The organism is Chitinophaga sp. S165, assembly GCF_003182155.1.
Taxonomy (GTDB): Bacteria; Bacteroidota; Bacteroidia; order Chitinophagales; family Chitinophagaceae; genus Chitinophaga.
In genome coordinates, this window is the sequence record NZ_QGTG01000012.1 from 86,946 (window position 1) to 105,420 (window position 18,475).

Here is an 18,475-nt window from a genome sequence, read left to right on the forward strand (position 1 = left end):
TCATGTGAAGTATAGACTTTCACGTCCCCTCAATCAGCAAAACACCACATTGTTCACATTAACAAATATCAATATATACGTGAATAACATACTATGATTAAAAACGTACGACTGCTTTTTACAGGCGCCACCTCTTGTTGTAAAATAAACGGACCTGGTGCTCGTCTCACATTTTTAGAACCTAACAATTTTCCTTCATGAAAAACAAACAACGACTAATGCCTACAAAAGCCGCATTGCTTTTTGTCCTCGTACCTCTGATTGCCCTGATGCCGTTTATCACTTGTTCCGCTCAAACGTCTGAAGCCACAAAAGTGCCGGCAAAGAACAAAGCTTATACATTAAAGATCAGAAAAGGCGATTACTGGATCGGCGGAGGTTTAGGCCTGAGTGGCTCTGTAGCTCCTATGGGACAATATATCGGTACCGCGGCGACGCTATCTGCCAAAGGGGGATATCATGTTATTGACAAATTATCGATCGGGGCCAGCCTGACAGCGGGTATCAGTATCTCCGACAAAAAGAGCAAGGGAATATATACCCGTGGCATCAGTATGCTGGTCGGTCCTATTGTGCAGTACCAGATCCCTCTTTCAAAAACATTCTTCCTGTCGCCCATCATAGGCTATACCTGGGGGCCAATTAACGTGAAGTCCATGACCTCTCAGCCAGGTGCTCCTGAGGAGTATGTCAAAATAAAAGGGCATGCATGGTGCCAGCTGGCCGGTATAGGCCCCTTCTTTGAAGTAATACCGGAAAAAGCTAGTTTTGGAGCACAGATCCTGGTATCCTCGCTGCAACAGACTACTACACTCTACACCAATAGCGGTGAAGGTATTCCGGGCACCAAAGTTAAGGATGATAAATCCGGACCGGCGTTGAATGTTGAGTTCAGGCTACATTTCTGATTATCCGAAAAAAAAGGGCGTAAACAGAGCTATGTCAGCAAATAACGATCAGTTTTATTCCAGATTGCCCGTCAATCGTATTCCACTCAGTGATCTGTTGACGGAAGATCATTTATTCTACAGTGTTCCTGACGACTGGTCTGTTATTGTAACAGATATTAAGGGCTCTACCGCCGTAGTACAGGACGGATTGCACGAGACCGTCAATTTCATTGCCACCGGAAGTATTGTTGTAGTGCTGAATATTTGTTTTAAAGCCAATATTACCGTTCCCTTCTTTTTTGGAGGGGACGGTGCTTCTTTTATCGTCCCTCCCACTGTGAAAGACGCAGCCATGGGTGCACTTTTATTATACAGGGACCACACCCGGGAAAACTTCGATATTGAATTACGGGCAGGCACCGTTAGCGTCCGGGACATCTACGACCACGGACATGCTTTGCAGATCACTAAATTCACCAGTTCCGGCAATTTTACTATCCCGATCGCATTAGGAAATGGGCTTAGTTACGCCGAAAAGCTTATCAAAGGAGACGATTACCTGTTTCCTGGCGAGGCCTTTCCCGGAGATGAACTGGACCTTAACGGGATGCAGTGCCGCTGGGACAAGATCAAACCACCGGAAAACCATTACGAGGTATTGAGCCTGATCGTTATGGCAACAGATAATGTCAGGCAGTCTGAAGCATTTCAGAAGGTCATTTCCTATATCGATGACATATATGGCACACCTGAGAAAAGGCAGCCTATCTCCATTTCAAAGCTCAAGCTTAAAGGTACTTTCACTAAACTGGGATCGCAAATACGCGCAAGGTTCGGGAGCGCAAAGCTTTTCAGGTACATACAGGCATTTTTCTCCAACACGGTTGCCTATATCTATTTCCAGACAAAAACCGGCCGGACTTATCTTAGCAGGCTGGTAGAGATGTCTGATACACTGGTGATTGATGGTAAGATAAATACTGTCATTACCGGTACCGAGCAACAGCGATTGCTGCTGGACGACAAGCTGAACAGACTGGAGCAATCGGGAGAGATCCACTATGCCTTTTATGTCAGCAAAGAGTCGGTAATGTCCTGTTACGTCCGGGACCTGAAGGATGATCACATTCATTTTGTAGACGGCGCTGAAGGTGGATATACGAAAGCAGCCGGCGTTCTTAAACTAAAATGCAGAAAGGCATAGTCCTGATTGTTCAAGTACTTAGTTGTCCACTTCAAGCCTTAATCTGTCCGGTTAACCCCGTCAACACTGTTCATCCTGTGACGGGAGCAATAACTTTGCAATAATAAGAGGCCATCACTGAAGATATAAAAAGGCACGTTTGTAACCAGCAGGAGAGAATTAACTATATCTTTGGCCCAGGGGCTTCAGCATTCCCATAAAGCAATCAACAGTAATGATGAATAAGCAAACATTTAAAGTATCACCCTGGATCATATGGGGTAGTTCCCTGCTCCTGGGTATACTTGCATCCCTGCCTAAGATGGCCGAGCGGCCATTTAATGCAATGGAAGCAATGGTCAACTCCGGAATAACATTCCTCTTTTCCATATTCGTTTGGTACTATAATATTTACACGCTGCCTACTTATTCCAAAAGGGACATTAACCGTGGTATGTCCATGTCCAGGTTAATGATCAGCCTTGTTATCGGGATGGGCGTTATGTTGCTGCTTGCTTATTTACAGCAGCTGCTGATATCCTATATGGAATTCGGTCCGGTAATGCTGATGGTAGAGGTAAGAGGCATACTCATTAGCCTTACCTTTTATATGTTCCTTCACCTGCTATATCAGAACTATCAGAACCAGCAGGTAGGCATAGAGCTGGAGCGTACAAAGGCGGATAACCTGGGGGCACAGTACGAGCTGCTCAAACAACAGGTGAACCCGCACTTCCTTTTCAACAGTCTTAATACACTGAAGACGATGATTGAAATGGAGGATAAACAATCCGTAGATTTCGTACTGAAGCTTTCCGAGTTTTACCGCTTCACCCTCGAAAGCCGTAAACTGGACCTTATTCATCTGTCGGAAGAAATTGATATATTGTCGTCCTATATGTTCCTGGTGAAGGCGAGATTCGAAGATGGCATCCATCTGACCAACAAGATAGAGCCGGCATACCATCAGTCAATGATCCCTCCGTTTACGTTACAGTTATTGGTTGAGAATGCGATCAAACATAACATCGTATCGCTGGAACGGCCTTTAGAGATCAGGCTTTATGTTGAAAACGATACCATCGTGGTCGAGAATGATCTGCAACCTAAGATAGAATCAGAAGTATCGTTGAAGGTCGGACTGAATAACATCAGTGAGCGGTATAGTCATCTTCTGGAAAAAGAAATAGTGATCGAGGCAGACGAAAAAACCTTTAAAGTAAAACTACCCGTGATACAATGAATGTACTCATTATTGAAGACGAGATAAAGGCAGCTGGTTCACTGGCTGCTTTAATCATGAAAATAAGGCCTGAAGCAAAGGTTGTGGCGCAGCTGCAAAGCGTTACGTCCAGTATTAAGTATCTTACCGAAAATGAACAGCCTGACCTGATATTTATGGATATCCAGCTTTCTGACGGTCTTAGTTTCAACATCTTTAAATCAGTCAAAATTTCATGCCCTGTAGTTTTCTGTACGGCATTTGACGATTATACGCTGGACGCTTTCAAAGCAAATGGCGTAGACTATGTACTGAAGCCATTCTCAAAAGATGATATTATATCTGCTTTCAAAAAGGTGGATGAGCTGAAGAACTTCTTTCAGCAGAACGCTAACAGTGTTCCCCAGTTAAATGATCTGCTGACCAAGATCAACACGCCTGCGGGCAAGAAGAACTTCCTTGTTTTCAGGCAGAATAAGTATATCAACATCCCGACAGACAGTATCGCGTTTTTCTATATAAAGCATGAGACCACTGTTATCAAGACCTTCGATCAGCAGGAATATATGCTCAACCAGTCCCTTGACCAGATCCATGCTATGTTGTCTCCCGACCAGTTTTTCCGGCTTAACAGGCAATACCTGGTCAATTTTGCAGCGATAAAGGACGTGGAGCATTACTTTGCAAGAAAGCTGCTGGTAAACCTTCTTGTACCGGCACCGGACAAATTGTTGGTTAATAAAGAAAAAGTACAGATATTTCTGTCCTGGCTAGAGAACAGGTAATGCTTTTTTACATATGACAACAACTCCCGATTTTGTCCTCACAAATCCCATTGACGGTAGTCTGGGTTTCAGGATGGTCCATTTTGAAAGTGACGCGCATTTTAATGAACTGCAAAGGGTTTCTCATTTTTCCATTATATGGCTTTCTGAGGGAGAAGGGACCCTGAAGGCAGAGTTCACTGAGTACAAAGTATCAAAAGGAACGATGCTTTTCTTTGCCCCCTTTCATCCTTTTATGATCAGGGGTGAGAACATAAAAGGTGTAATGCTGAATTTCCATCACGACTTCTTCTGTGTGATCAAACATCACAAGGAAGTAGCCTGCGATGGCATTCTTTTTAACAATATCCATCAGACGCCACTGGTACATATTCCTGCGGATGAAAATACCATGATCCAGCAGCTGATAAACCAGGTGGCCAATGAACTACAGGTGGCAGGCCTCGCCCAGCATGATCTGCTGATCTCCTACCTGAAGATCCTCCTGATCAATGTAACCAGGATAAAGGTTTCGCAAAATATTGTCAAACCACCGTTGAAGGAACAAACAAGCGAATCGGAAGCACTTTTACAATTCAAGGCTTACATTGATAAACATTTCCGTGAGAAACACAGTGCCGGTGAATATGCTGACCTGCTTAACATGACGGTTAAAAACCTCGGAAAAATTGTCAAGGAGCACTATGGCAGAACGCCTACAGATATGATCACAGAGCGGATCATTGTAGAAGCCAAACGGGACCTCTATCATACGAACAAGCCGATCAAAGAGATCGCATATGAATTGGGCTTCAAGGATGAGTATCACTTCAGCAGGTATTTTAAAAATGCTATCAATACATCTCCGCAGGCTTTCAGGACATCGCTGAAAAAGGCGTGGGCATAAGTAAATAACAGTTTTTATAAAATGGAACAGGGCCTCTACGGCCCTGTTTTTCATTGTCCCCTATAATGGTTACTATGTCTGGTTTTTCAGAACTATTTACCTTCAGCCGCAGCTATGATCACTTTCGCAACTGCTTCCGGTTGGGATATGAAAACTACGTGACTACCTTTAACTTCTGTTACTTTATCGCCACCACGTTTGTACATGTTACGCTGAATGCCAGGCACGATCGCTTTGTCTTCAGTCGCAACGATAGCATAGGTCGGCTTGGTTTTCCAGGCAGCTTCAGCTACAGGTGCTGTAAAACTTGCACCGAAGATAGGCGCCTGGGATGCATACATGAAGTCAGTTTCTTCTTTGCTCAGATCACCGGCAAAACCGTCATGGAACTTAGCTTTATCGTAGTAGATAAATCCTTTTTCATCGGGAGGCAGCAAACCAGCTTCTGGAGCAGCAGGTAAAGATGTTGCCCACTGGAGGGTAGTTTCACCTTTGTCAGGCTGGAAAGCGGCTACATATACCAGGGATGCTACATTTGGGTGCGCACCTGCTTCTGTAATGATTGTACCGCCCCATGAGTGTCCTACCAGTACAGATGGGCCATCCTGTCTGTCCAGGATACGTTTGGTGGCTGCTACGTCATCGGCCAGAGAAGTAAGCGGATATTGAACTATTGTTACATTGTAACCTTTTTTAGCCAGGATATCATGTACCTTTTTCCAACCGGAACCATCTACAAACGCTCCGTGAACAAGTACTATATTTTTAGCTTTCTTTACCTGCGCAAAAACAGATACAGAAAGAAGGTTGAAGAACAGCGCGAATGCCGCTACCAGGATGCCAGTTAATTGCCATTTTGAAGTTGATGTTGTTTTCATTTTTTGATTATTTGTGTGTGATTGTTTTTGTTTCGTTTTGTGATACAAAGATGGTTCAAAATGCATCCGCAGAGAATGACAGTATTTCGCAACCTGATGGACATTTTTCCCCGGACCAATAAAAAAGGCCGGCATATGATGCCGGCCCCTCTGGAAAACAATCACTTTGTGCAGCCACTAGTCTACTGTTTAGGGTACCAGTCGCGCTGGCGCACTTCTATGTTCTTATTACCTTTATTGACTATATCCTTAAAAGCATTGACATCACTCAAGCCTTTCTGGCCACGGTAGTGGTAAGGATAAACGATCCGTGGCTTAAATGCCAGTACTGCATCTGCCGCCTCTTTTACATCCATTGTATATGGCAGGTTCATACAAACGAAGGCTACGTTAATATTCCTGAGTGAACGCATTTCCGGAATGCCCTGTGTATCGCCTGATATATAGATACGAGCACCACCTACTGTCACGATATATCCGTTGCCCCTACCCTTTGGGTGTTTCGAATCGGGCGTTTCAGGCAAATTATACATGGGAATAGCATTAATAGTAATACCATTTTGAGTAGTAACACCGAAATTCTTCAACACGGTCACCATAGGTTTATATGATGCCGGTAATTTTTCCGCTACTACAGCAGGTACGATGAGACGTGTCTTTTCTGTTCTCAGGGCAGCTACAGCGGCGGAGTCGAAATGGTCGCCATGGATATCTGTGATAAGAATGATATCCGGTGCTGCCAGGCCTTTGAAATTATCCTTTTTACCCGCAGGATCAGCGTAAATAACGGTGCCGCCTATGGAGAGGACCAGACTAGCATGTTCTACCGGCTGAATGACCAACACTCCTTTTGTTGTTTTCAGACTATCCGGTGTGCTGATCTGGGCATTCGCGGTTCCAATAAAAGCAGCAAGACACAATGTTAATATGCTGGATCTCATATTCATAGCATTTGATTTGTAATAAGGTGATCTTTCAGACGATAAATTTAATCTTTATCAACACGTTGGCAAACAAGACTTTTTTAAATAGTGGCAGGCAGAACGGCTATGATATTCTTTAGCCGACATAAATAAATTGACCGTTGATATTGCACTTATCATTATTTTAGCAAACGATTGCATTACCATATCAGACGACTCAAAATACCTATAAGAAAGACGAAAAACCGTACCCTTAAAATAAACTGTATATGACTAAGTTTTATTCCCTCCTGGTAACCAGCACATTGAGTGTTGCCAGCCTTCTTGTGCAGGCGCAGAACAAGCCTTTTCCACAAGCCATTACTTATCCGAACTGTATCAAACCTAACAATGTCACGCAGGCGGCCATGAACACCAGCGTAGCCAGCTACTATGATTACTGGAAATCAAAGTACCTGAAAAACAACCTGGCATCTCTTCCGGGAGGTTATTATATAAGGGGAGAGATCAGTGGTGACGCTGAAGGTTATGTACCATTAGGCACCTCTGAAGGGCATGGTTACGGTATGGTGATCACCGCCCTTATGGCGGGTCACGATCCTAATGCAAAGACCATCTATGATGGATTGTACAAAACTGCGAGGGCCTTCCATAGCAGCATCAACACCAACCTGATGGGATGGGTTGTTGCAGATGCGAAAGGTGCCCAGGGACATTTTGATTCCGCTACCGATGGCGATATCGATATTGCCTATTCGCTGATACTGGCGCATTATCAATGGGGTTCTGATGGTGCGATCAATTATCTCGCTGAAGCAAAGAAGATGATCACCAACGGCCTGAAAGCAGCCAATGTGACCAGCACTAACCGTCTGAACCTGGGCGACTGGGACAGCAAAAGTACCCTGGATACCCGTCCTTCAGACTGGATGCTGAGCCACATGCGCGCCTTCTACCAGGAAACAGGAGATGCGACCTGGCTGAACCTGATCAACAACCTGTACGCAGTGTACAACCAGTTCAGTGCGACTTACTCTCCTTCTACCGGTCTTATCTCTGATTTCGTGGTAAAAAATCCGCCGCAACCTGCACCAAAAAACTTCATTGATGAAGGTCCGCAAACAAACGAATATAACTACAATGCCTGCCGTGTACCTCTACGTGTAATAATGGATTATGCGCTGTATGGTAATACCAACGCACTCACCATCTCAAACAAGATCGCTACCTGGATCATTGGTAAAACAAGTGGTAATCCTGCTAACGTGAAAGATGGTTATCAGCTGAATGGTACTGTTTCCGGCAGTGATCCTGAAGCTGTATTCGTAGCGCCTTTTGTTGCTGCTTCCGTTGTGAACAGCAATAACCAGGCTTTCCTGAACAGCGGATGGAACTTCCTTAAAACGGCTAAATCGGGCTATTACAGCGATACTTACAGTCTGTTATGCCAGCTGTTTATCTCCGGTAACTGGTGGAAACCGGAAGCAGGACCTGTGACACCTCCACCACAAACCTGTGTGCCAGCCAGCGCCAGCAGCGATGACGGTAATGTTGCTGCTAATGTGCTTGACAACGACTTCAATACCCGTTGGTCTGCCAGCGGCGACGGACAGTACATACAGCTCTGCCTTGGCGCAGACACTACCGTAACTGGTGTTGACATTGCATTCTACGCAGGCGATACCAGACGTACTTTCTTCGATATTCTAACCAGCACTGATGGCAGTGCATGGATACCGGCGGCAACAGGTTTACAGAGCAGCGGTACTACCACTGCACTGGAAACATTTACGTTCACCGCAAGAACGTCCAAATACGTGAGGATCTTAGGTTATGGTAACAGTGCAAGCGCATGGAACAGCATTACTGAAATAAGAGTAAGAGCTGGTCAATCTTCATCGCCGGTCACAACGACCACACTGACTGCAACGAAAGACGCTTATGTAAGAAACGGTGATTTCGCTACAACTGCATATGGCACTACCGATGCATCTATCCTGTCAACCAAACTGAATACAGCTGCTACCACAGGCTTTGACAGGCAAACATATATCGGTTTTGATCTCAGCAATGTGAGCGGTACAATATCCAGTGCAGTATTAAAAGTATATGGTAAACTGGAAGATATCAGATCTACCAATATCCCGGTGGGGGTATTTGCTGTTGCTAACAGCACCTGGACAGAAACAGCCCTGACCTGGAATAATAAACCAGCTACCGGTCCTTCATTAGGTGCAGTAACTGTTATAGATAGTACAGCGAGATATTATACGTTGGACATCACGGCTTATGTGAACAGCGAAAAAGCAGCAGGCCGCAATGCGATATCCCTGGCTTTGATCAACAGCGCTATCAGCACACCGAGGATCGTTTTTAACTCAAAAGAAACAGGGTCAAATGCGCCTCAGTTAGTGATCACAGCGACAGCTCCTGCAGCTAAAGCACTAGCAGCTGCTGCTCTGGAAAAACCGACGACTATTCAAACGCAGTTCAGCCTGTATCCTACACCATTCTCTACCAATGCGAATGTTTCATTTACATTGAAAGATGCAGGTGTAACAGCATTAGTGATATACGACATCAATGGTAAACAGGTAGCGGCAATATTCAGAGAAAATCTTTCCTCCGGAACTTATAACAGATCATTCTCTGCAAGTCATCTACCTGCAGGGATGTATGTTGTTAAGTTGATCCATAACGGAGTTGCTACGACTAAAAAGGTCATCAAAAACTAATCATCATTAACAACAAAAAGCCGGCTCGAATTAATTGAGCCGGCTTTTTTATGAAGACATTTATGGTTATTATATTAGCGACAGCAGCACCAAAAAATCACACCGAAAAGCAATAAAAAAGATTCCGTTATCCAGATAAAACCGGCTTTTAGCTTGTCTTCTTTATCTCTCAGGAACGCTCTGATGATGATATCTACTGCCAGCGCAATAACTATACAGGGAAATAGTAAGACCAATAGCAATCCCGCGAAGGCCATTGGTTCTGGACTTCCGCTTAGCACATTTGCACCAATGACCACACATGCAAGCATAATTATTGCAACTATGCAGGGGGAGAAAATATACGCCCAGTTCCTTTTAATCTTTTCCATATTTACTGTCAGTTCTGACTTTTGAAGAAATAATACAAAAGGATCGCGCAGCAAATCAGTAAAACCGATTCAATGGCCCAGATATAACCTGCTTTCTGCTCCTTGTTCCTCAGAGACCTCTTAATGAACATATCTATGCTCAACGTAACCAATGCGTACGGAATTGATACCACGACGAATGCAGCGAGGTAGCCACTTGATTGTCCACGCCTAATCATAGCATACTGATAAATGAAGAAACCTGCAAGCAAGCCTATTATTACTATACAGGGAGAAATTATAAACGCCCAATTTCTTTCTGTCGTTTCAGGAGTGTTATCTGAAGACATCGGTATAGAGATTTTCACTCAATATATGACATTCAGCAATACATTAAATGGTTATTATTTAAAATATCGTAACTTCCAATACCCAGATCATTTACCTAAATAAATAACCTAATAGGGCAGCTCACGACTGCCCTATTATTATTTTTATAACTTCAAATCAATTTTCTTTCCTGTTTTTACAGCCTCATAGATAGCATCCATCACTTTCAGGTCTTTCACTCCCTCCTCACCAAACACAGACACTTCAGGTTGTTTACCATTCAGGATGATATCGGACATTTCCTCCATCTGCAAGGTCTGATGCACTACAACAGGCTGATTCAGCTCTCCTTTATGCGTACGCCCTTTGATAGGTCCATAACCGGTAGACGGCTGCATTTCGGCGAATCCCTTCTCACCATTCAGGAAGAACCTATCGAGATTATTCATGTTGTAAGTAGACAGGCAGGACGCGACCGCACCACTGGGGAAACCGAGTTGGAACTGGATCGTTTCGTCTACGCCGGGTTTGAATTTCTCAGGATTGGTTTTCGTCTCCTGTGCCGTTACCCAAATAGGGTCCTCTCCTATCATATAGCGGGCGCCATTCAACGCATAGATACCGATATCCATCAGGGAGCCACCACCGGCCAGTTCTTTATTGAGGCGCCATTGTTTAGGGTCTCCGGCAGTGAACCCGCACAGTCCCTGGAAGAAGAGCACCTTACCAAACTCTCCAGCCTTCCGCATACGGATCACTTCAAGTGTGTGAGGCTCGAAGTGCATGCGATAACCAACCAGCAACTTTACATTGGCATTTCGGCAGGCGTCTACCATTTCCTGGCCCTCCTTTGCATTTATTGCCATTGGCTTCTCACAGATCGCGTGTTTGCCCGCTTTTGCTACGCGGATCACCTGGTCATGATGCAGGGCATTAGGCGTGATCACATATACGGCATCAATGTCCGGGTTGTCTTTGATCTTATCAAAGTTCTCATAATTATAGCAATTCTTCTCCGGGATATTATATTTCTTCTGCCAGTCCTTAACCTTGGAAGGCGTGCCACTTATAACACCTACCAGTTTAGCCTTTTTACAGGATTGCATAGCCTCTGCTACCCTTGAACCATAACCACCCAATCCCATGATAGCCACCCGTAATACAGGGCCATCATAAAGCTGCTCAAAAAAGTCCGGCCGGCCAGCTATGCCCAGGCGGGGAAGGACTGTCAATGCGATTGCGGAAACAGTAAAGTTTTGCAAAAAATGCCGACGGGTATTCTGTTTGCGAGTATTCTCCATAACAAGGGTTTTATAACAGATTGAGAGTATTGGTAAGATATTCATAAAAACGGGCTCCTGCAACCCGCTCATGTAAAAGTGCTTCCGCAATTTTCATACCCGACCATCTCAATAAAAGCGAACACCACTATGCCAAAACCGGACACTTACCAGAAGTCACACACCCCTAAACAACTCATTATCAATAGAATTACAAATTGGCATTCTCTTGGCGCCGCCAGTATCGTATATTATTGCCACCGACCTAAAAGAAATGCAATGTTCAGGTACTACTACAAGATAGCGATACGTAACCTCTGGAGAAATAAGGGCTTTTCTGCCATCACTATTCTGGGACTGGCCATTGGACTGGCCACCTGTTTATTGATTACATTATTTGTAACAGACGAGTTAAGGTATGAGTACTTCAATGATAAAGCGGATCGCATTTACAGAATAAATGCAGATTTCCTGGTAAATGGCAGTGCGTTCAAAGAGCGCAACACTCCTGCTCAGTTCGGGCCTGTACTGCAACAGGATTATCCGCAGATTGAAAAATATGTGCGCTTTCTTCAGCAGGACAATATCCTGGTGAAAAAGGGAGAAGAAACTTTGCTGGAAAGCAATGTCTGCATCGCCGATTCCACAGTTTTCGACATGTTTGCATTGAAAATGATTGCAGGAAATCCTACTACAGCCCTGCGTAATCCCTTTTCAATGGTCATTTCGGAAAGGATGGCTAAAAAATACTTTAACAGCACAGACGTTGTCGGCAAAATATTACATACCGACAATATCAACCAATACACAGTTACAGGCGTGATCAAAGATGTACCGTCACAGTCCCATCTGCACTTTGATTTCATCAGGGCAATGGCACAGGAAGAGTACAGCCGGGAGGCGCAATGGATGGCCGACAATTTTGTAACCTATGTTTTATTGCGTCCTGGCACAACTCAGCAACAACTCGATGGTTATCTGAAGCAGGCTACTAAGAGATACATGGAAAACGACCTGAGGAAATTGACGGGTAGTGGTATTGCTGATCTTGAAGCGAAAGGCGGTCATTTCCGCTATAACTCCATTCCTCTCAAAAAGATCCACCTTTATTCTGACCTGGCTAACGAAGCTGAACCATCCGGCAATATACAATACGTCTACATTTTCATCATTACTGCTATTATCATTTTGCTGATAGCCTGCGTGAACTTTATGAACCTGTCTACCGCCCGTTCAGCAGGAAGAGCCAAAGAAGTGGGCTTACGCAAGGTGATGGGCTCTCAGAAAAGCAGTCTGATAATACAGTTCCTTGCAGAATCCGTATTGACCAGTTGCTGTGCCATGATCATTGCGATATGCCTGGCTGCAATATTATTACCCTATCTGAATGATCTGTCAGGGAAATCACTGAGTATTACTCCGGCATCCCTGACGTGGATATTCCCATTGTTGTTTGTGATAGTGATTATTGTGGGATTGATGGCCGGCGCCTATCCCGCGTTCTTTTTATCCTCTTTTGAACCTGTAAAGGTGTTGAAAGGAAAACTGTCTACCGGCTTTAAAAACAGCTGGCTCAGAAACAGCCTGGTCATCTTCCAGTTTGCGGCAGCCATCTTGTTGATTGTAGGCACACTGGTTATTTATAACCAGCTTAGTTTTATCCGCAATAAACAGCTGGGATATAACAGGCAGCAGGTATTGGTGCTGGAGAACACACAAGCCCTATGGATCCACGCCAAAGGCTTTAAAGAGGATGTCATGAAAGTGCCTGGCGTAACTGCGGGCACTATGACAACTACATTGCCTACGACCATCAATCTGAATACAAATATTTTTTCCAAAGATGCTGCCAGAAGTCCCGGTCAGGTGCTTGGACTTACCGAATGGTATGTGGATGCTGACTACATTCCTACGCTGGGCATGCAGATGGCAAGCGGCAGGAATTTCTCTCCGGATATGCCGACTGATACCAGCGGATCACTCATCATTAATGAGACCGCGGCGAAACTGCTAGGGTATACTGATATCACTGACAAATATCTCTATCGTGGTGAGCAAAAAATGAAGATCATCGGCATAGTGAAAGACTTCAATGCGGGTTCTTTACGCAGCAAGATACCTCCTGCCGTGCTTACACTAGGCGAATACACCGGGAAAATGGCGTTCCGTGTCCAAACGGACAATGTGCAGCAGGTCATTAAAAAGATCGGTGCTCTATATCATGCCCGACCGGCAATGATGGGACAACCTTTCCGATATTTCTTCCTGGACGATAGCTTCAACAAATTGTATCAGTCGGAAGAACGTACAGGCAAGATCTTTATATCCTTTGCCATACTGGCAATCCTGATCGCATCCCTGGGGGTGCTCGGGCTTATTACTTATGCAGCGGAACAACGCACCAAAGAGATCGGCATACGTAAAGTATTAGGGGCATCTGTATCCGGCATAGTGGCTATGTTATCAAAGGATTTCCTCAAACTGATCCTATTTGCTGCTATCATTGCCGCACCATTGGCCTGGTTCCTGATGAACCAATGGTTGCAGAACTTCGCATACCGCATCAATATCAACTGGACGGTATTTGTAATCGCCCTTATACTGATGGCTGTCATTACCATGCTGACTATTAGCTTCAAGGCGATCAAAGCCGCTATGAGCAATCCTGTAAAAAGCTTAAGATCTGAATGATCAAAAAAAGGGCCGTCCGCCTGCGCGGACAGCCCTTACCTCCATATATCAGTCCTTAATTCTGTAATGTCCACTGGCCGCTTTCAAAGAATGCCGGTACGTTCGTACACTGAGCAAAACCGCTCTGGTTCTCCAGATTCAGATACGTATTCTGCCATTCATTTTTCAAACGGGTATAACCATTGTAACTTTCCAATACCCAATAACTGCTGTAGAAAGTATTCGGTACGGCGGAACTCTCAACATAGCTATACAGGTGTTCTATGTTCAGGTAATGTCCGGTAGCCACATTCTTAAAGCGGATGTGACCATTCACCGTTTCCTGTACCCATCTGTATTGATTGCCGCTGTTATTGCCGTTATATTTCACCTGGCCGTTCTCCTCGTACAAATAAGTGTTCAGCCATTTGTTCTTAATCAGTACACCGGTTCCGGTCGGAGGAGGATTTCCACCACCGCCAATACTGTTTAACAGATTTTCCGCATTGCTGATCTGCAGATTAACCAGATAGTTGAACACCTGGTTCAATTGCTGCTGTACACTACCGTTGCCTGCATACTGCTTCCTGTATTCGTACAGGCGGGAGATCACTTCCAGTTCATGTTGTCCATAAGGTACACCCAGCTTCTGCTGCATGATGGTCAGGAACGAGTATCCAAATTGATCCGTAGGTTCAATGATAGTACCTTCGCCATAGTCATTCCAGGTAGCAAACTGGATGATGCTCACACTGGAATTCAGTGCTTTGTCCAGCATGGTAGAAAAAGTAGAAGTGCCATTAAAAGGGATCTCCCATGTAGGACCGTCAGCACCGCCTGCTGCATAGAAAGACTTGAATCCAGGATACACTACCCCTATAGACAGCGGGAAGCTGGCCGCCTGTGTATAATAGCGGTCCACCACTCCCGGATGTTCCTGGTAGATCCATGGGAACTCGCCACCAGCGTTATTAGCGCCGACTTCATTTGTAAATCCAAACAATGGTATGATCTTAGGACGCGGATTAATACCATTCAGGATAGTATTCCATTCTGAAGGCTGATGAAAGGTGATAGGGCCAAAATTCAATACGACAGGTGCATTGCTGGCGTTACGCAGATAATTTCCCTGGTTGAAATAGTTGTTCTGCATATACACGAAATCGCCGTTGGCACTGGAAGCCATACCAGGGTCCCAGTTACGGTCTTCATGTACAATAGAGAACTGGAGCCCTACCGCATTTAGTTTACTGATCAATGCATTGGAATTAGCCAGGTTGTCCGGATAGTCGTAACGCTGTCTTGTGCCCGGCCAGTCGATAAATACACCGTCAGCACCGGCATATTTCATCAGCAGCAACTGATACTCAATAATATCCGGATCACCGGAAGCATAAGGCCCGGTTTTAGGATAAAAATAAGCAGCTATCTGTCTCTTGCCATTAACAATGATATCCGGGTTCTGGTTATTCATTTTCCAATGATAGCCCCAGGCACCTCTGGATGCCGGCGTTTCAAACCAGGGCATCCAATGGATAAAGATCTTTTTGTTAGTTGATTTGTTGATTGCAACCGCATTAGCTGAAACATCCGCCTTTAGCTTACCGGATAAAGAAAGTTCTTGTGGCTCAAGCGACGATTTGTTACACGCGAACAGGAACAGGGCACAACAGGCCCATAATAGAGTTCTCATTTTGAGGGAGATTTGATGAATAAATAAATGGTTCTTTTGAGAATTGTGATATGGCTTTTCCGGTTCGAAAATACTCACGGCAGGTTAACCGGCACAATTATATGTGGGAAATATAGAAGAAAAAACGGCCTTCAATGTAGAAGGTTCATGATAATCAACCTGTTGAGACAGGAGCGATATTATGAAAATATAGACGTTTTAGTTACAGAACATAAAGACATCCACAGAAGTGAATGCCTTTATGTTTAAAGAATTTCAGGGATCAATACCGCAGGGACAATACGCGCAAAGCAACATCCCGGCCGGTTTGTGCTCCTATCTCGCTATCGAATTGGTAGTGAATACCACCATAGACCCTCGAAATGGAAGCCTCATCGACCATTTGTTGAAAACTGCTGAAAGAACGGGGAGTAAAGCCATCGGACACTTTCTGGTTATCGGTGAAGGACTCGTTACTACCGAAATAATCAGCCAGGATAGTACCTGCGGCGCCAGAGAAACTTGCATGCCCTGACGTATAGGACGGGAATGGAGGTGTTCCTATCAGCGAAGTCCAGCCAGCAGATATGTAAGTCTGTATGTAAGTTATTGGCCGCAGGAGATTATACCTGTATTTATACTTCCAGCATACAATAGCCGCATCGTTTTCGCCAATGCCTACCTGGGCAAAAAGTTTCGCCGCCTGCGTTAAACTAAGCCCGTTCTCAACGATCAGTTGGGACGTGATTGCCAGCATGTGGCCCGGAGGTGTAAAAGTACCACCACCGTCAGCCCAGTAACGCGCAATGAGGTTCTCTTCCAGCGTCAGCGTATTTTGCTTATTATAGACGAAATAAGCGGCTTTATAGAACGCCGAAGCCGTATCTGTAGAAAAGGCAGGATGTGCGATATTTGCCGTCTCTGGATGGCGTGGTTTCACTATCAGACGGTTGTTGCCCCAGTAAGGCAACAATGCACGCTGAAAGGCCGGAGGTGTAGGTACCCAATAAGCAGAACCTACCGGTGGCACGTAATCGGTCGGGAAGTTATTCAGATAACCGTCTTTTCCACCGTCAGTAGCCGACCATGCATAGATAGCAGCAGCGACCTGTTTACCAAAATTTACAGAGCGGATGATTTCATCCTGGCCGCAGCCACCTGATGCTGCAGCTTTATTTGTACTATCCAGTGCAGCTATGAGCAACAGATTTGCAGCACTGGCATTGGGATACAGGCTTCTGATAATATCGGCCATCGCGCTGTTGGCTACGATCTCCCAATTATATCGTTTACCTGTTACCGGGCGTGGTACATTGCGCAGGCCATCTAACTGACCACTAAGGGAATGACCATACCTGTCACTCCATATCACAGCTTCGTGCAGCGCTATACCGGTGTATGCAAGTGCCCGCGCAGCTACCGGCGGACTAAATCCCGGCGTTTCCTTGATTAGTTTGAATTCCAGCTGATACCATGATACAGGTATAGCAGATGCCGTGTTACTTTGGGGTCCAGGTTGCGCAGTGGCAAGTGTTGTTTTTGGGGGTGCCTGATCTTCCTTGCTACAAGCGGCGATAACAAGGATCATAAAGAGGTAGATGCACCACGAACGTAGGGAACGAATGGTCATATTCTTGAGTTTAGAGGGCGGTAATATAGCGATGCCCGGTAGAAATATGCCAGCAGTCATCTAACATGAAAAGTTGCCAAAATACCAACCACTTGGTATAGGTCTTTAGCGAAAAAGCCCGTATCTTCGAGCCTGTTGTTATAACCTCGATTACAAGCACCCCAATATACTATTATTCAAAAAACACCCATAAACCACAACCCCATTATATAACCAAATAACCCTTCCAAACATCATGGAACTTAAACTGATCAGGATCAACAGCCAAGGTCCTCTGGTAACTAGCTGGCAATTCTTCTTAACTGGCCAACAGCTGTATTCCGGTGTCGTTGATGGCAATTTCACAAGTGAAGTACAGGATGCAACTATCGAATTCCAGCGCAGGAACAATCTTCAGCCCGATGGCATCGTAGGCAACAAAACATATGGCGTAGCCATGCAGCTCGGATTTGATGGTGCCGTCGACGATCGCACCGATAAATCGGGAGCAGACTTTCCTAAACCACCGTCATTTAAGCCCCTCGTTTCTAATGAAGAACGGGCAAAGGTATTTGGCAAGTTCACTTTTGTATCCCAGCCCATTCCTGGTAATCCCGAAAATATTAAGGTCACCGGAAACTGGGCAAGTAAGAACATTGTGATGACTTCCATTCCGCAGCTGATCAACATCAAAGGTTCAGATAAAGTACAATTCCATACGCTGGCAGCCAATCAGCTTGTTAAGTTATGGAAGGACTGGGAAAAGGCAGGACTGCTTCCACTCGTACTAACCTGGGGCGGATCTTATGTGCCGAGATTTATCAGGGGTAGCCGCACCACTTTGAGTAATCATGCTTTCGGCTCCGCATTCGACATCAATGTAGCATGGAACCAGCTCGGTGCCGTTCCTGCATTGGTCGGTCAGAAAGGATCTGTCAGAGAACTTGTGCAGATAGCTAATCAGAATGGATTTTACTGGGGAGGTCATTTCTCGCGAAAGGATGGAATGCACTTTGAAATAGCACAAATAAAATAACACATATGCCGGGCCGTTCCGTTTAC

The 18,475-nt window shown here is 45.0% G+C and carries 15 protein-coding genes; 9 read left to right on the forward strand and 6 right to left on the reverse strand.

Annotated elements, in window-relative coordinates; translation table 11 throughout:
• Nucleotides 1-197: 197 nt before the first annotated feature.
• From C7475_RS29695 to C7475_RS29715, 5 genes are all read left to right on the forward strand, one after another.
• Nucleotides 198-908, forward strand: coding sequence for a hypothetical protein (locus C7475_RS29695; RefSeq protein WP_146217701.1), 711 nt, complete (start codon nucleotides 198-200; stop codon nucleotides 906-908).
• Between the two features lie 31 nt (nucleotides 909-939).
• Nucleotides 940-2,094, forward strand: coding sequence for a DUF3095 domain-containing protein (locus C7475_RS29700; RefSeq protein ID WP_110057170.1), 1,155 nt, complete (start codon nucleotides 940-942; stop codon nucleotides 2,092-2,094).
• A 217-nt stretch (nucleotides 2,095-2,311) separates the two neighbouring features.
• The gene (locus C7475_RS29705) at nucleotides 2,312-3,316 is read left to right on the forward strand and encodes a sensor histidine kinase (RefSeq protein ID WP_233260010.1); all 1,005 of its coding nucleotides are present in this window, start codon (nucleotides 2,312-2,314) and stop codon (nucleotides 3,314-3,316) included.
• The gene (locus tag C7475_RS29710; protein ID WP_110057076.1) at nucleotides 3,313-4,080 is read left to right on the forward strand and encodes a LytTR family DNA-binding domain-containing protein; all 768 of its coding nucleotides are present in this window, start codon (nucleotides 3,313-3,315) and stop codon (nucleotides 4,078-4,080) included. The genes C7475_RS29705 and C7475_RS29710 overlap by 4 nt, the downstream gene beginning before the upstream one ends.
• A gap of 13 nt (nucleotides 4,081-4,093) precedes the next feature.
• Complete coding sequence (locus C7475_RS29715) at nucleotides 4,094-4,966, forward strand: AraC family transcriptional regulator (RefSeq protein WP_110057077.1); 873 nt, start codon at nucleotides 4,094-4,096, stop codon at nucleotides 4,964-4,966.
• A 92-nt stretch (nucleotides 4,967-5,058) separates the two neighbouring features.
• On the opposite strand, the gene C7475_RS29720 is transcribed toward C7475_RS29715, so the two are convergent.
• Both C7475_RS29720 and C7475_RS29725 read right to left on the reverse strand, forming a co-directional pair.
• Nucleotides 5,059-5,844 carry an alpha/beta hydrolase gene (locus C7475_RS29720; RefSeq protein ID WP_110057171.1) on the reverse strand — a complete coding sequence of 262 codons (786 nt, stop codon included), beginning with the start codon at nucleotides 5,842-5,844 and terminating at the stop codon, nucleotides 5,059-5,061.
• 182 nt (nucleotides 5,845-6,026) lie between these two features.
• Nucleotides 6,027-6,791, reverse strand: a complete 765-nt coding sequence (locus tag C7475_RS29725; protein ID WP_233260011.1) for an MBL fold metallo-hydrolase — start codon at nucleotides 6,789-6,791, stop codon at nucleotides 6,027-6,029.
• 245 nt (nucleotides 6,792-7,036) lie between these two features.
• Here C7475_RS29725 and C7475_RS29730 point away from each other — a divergent pair, with 245 nt between their 5' ends.
• Complete coding sequence (locus C7475_RS29730; protein ID WP_110057078.1) at nucleotides 7,037-9,502, forward strand: glycosyl hydrolase family 8; 2,466 nt, start codon at nucleotides 7,037-7,039, stop codon at nucleotides 9,500-9,502.
• 74 nt (nucleotides 9,503-9,576) lie between these two features.
• On the opposite strand, the gene C7475_RS29735 is transcribed toward C7475_RS29730, so the two are convergent.
• On the reverse strand, nucleotides 9,577-9,873 hold the full coding sequence (locus C7475_RS29735; protein WP_110057079.1) for a hypothetical protein: 297 nt from the start codon (nucleotides 9,871-9,873) through the stop codon (nucleotides 9,577-9,579).
• Nucleotides 9,874-10,104: 231 nt separating this feature from the next.
• On the opposite strand from C7475_RS29735, the gene C7475_RS33370 reads away from it, so the two are divergent.
• Nucleotides 10,105-10,305 carry a hypothetical protein gene (locus tag C7475_RS33370; RefSeq protein ID WP_233260012.1) on the forward strand — a complete coding sequence of 67 codons (201 nt, stop codon included), beginning with the start codon at nucleotides 10,105-10,107 and terminating at the stop codon, nucleotides 10,303-10,305.
• A 41-nt stretch (nucleotides 10,306-10,346) separates the two neighbouring features.
• On the opposite strand, the gene C7475_RS29745 is transcribed toward C7475_RS33370, so the two are convergent.
• Nucleotides 10,347-11,483 (reverse strand): Gfo/Idh/MocA family protein, encoded by a 1,137-nt coding sequence (locus tag C7475_RS29745; RefSeq protein ID WP_110057081.1) that lies wholly within the window; start codon nucleotides 11,481-11,483, stop codon nucleotides 10,347-10,349.
• 129 nt (nucleotides 11,484-11,612) lie between these two features.
• On the opposite strand from C7475_RS29745, the gene C7475_RS29750 reads away from it, so the two are divergent.
• A complete protein-coding gene (locus C7475_RS29750) occupies nucleotides 11,613-14,153 on the forward strand; it encodes an ABC transporter permease (protein ID WP_233260013.1) in 2,541 nt (846 codons plus the stop codon).
• A 55-nt stretch (nucleotides 14,154-14,208) separates the two neighbouring features.
• Here C7475_RS29750 and C7475_RS29755 read toward each other — a convergent pair whose 3' ends face one another.
• Entirely contained in the window at nucleotides 14,209-15,825 is a 1,617-nt protein-coding gene (locus tag C7475_RS29755) for a glycoside hydrolase family 71/99-like protein (protein ID WP_146217702.1), read from the reverse strand.
• A gap of 262 nt (nucleotides 15,826-16,087) precedes the next feature.
• The gene (locus C7475_RS29760) at nucleotides 16,088-17,434 is read right to left on the reverse strand and encodes a vanadium-dependent haloperoxidase (protein WP_110057173.1); all 1,347 of its coding nucleotides are present in this window, start codon (nucleotides 17,432-17,434) and stop codon (nucleotides 16,088-16,090) included.
• A gap of 235 nt (nucleotides 17,435-17,669) precedes the next feature.
• Here C7475_RS29760 and C7475_RS29765 point away from each other — a divergent pair, with 235 nt between their 5' ends.
• A complete protein-coding gene (locus tag C7475_RS29765) occupies nucleotides 17,670-18,449 on the forward strand; it encodes a M15 family metallopeptidase (protein WP_110057084.1) in 780 nt (259 codons plus the stop codon).
• Nucleotides 18,450-18,475: the final 26 nt, after the last annotated feature.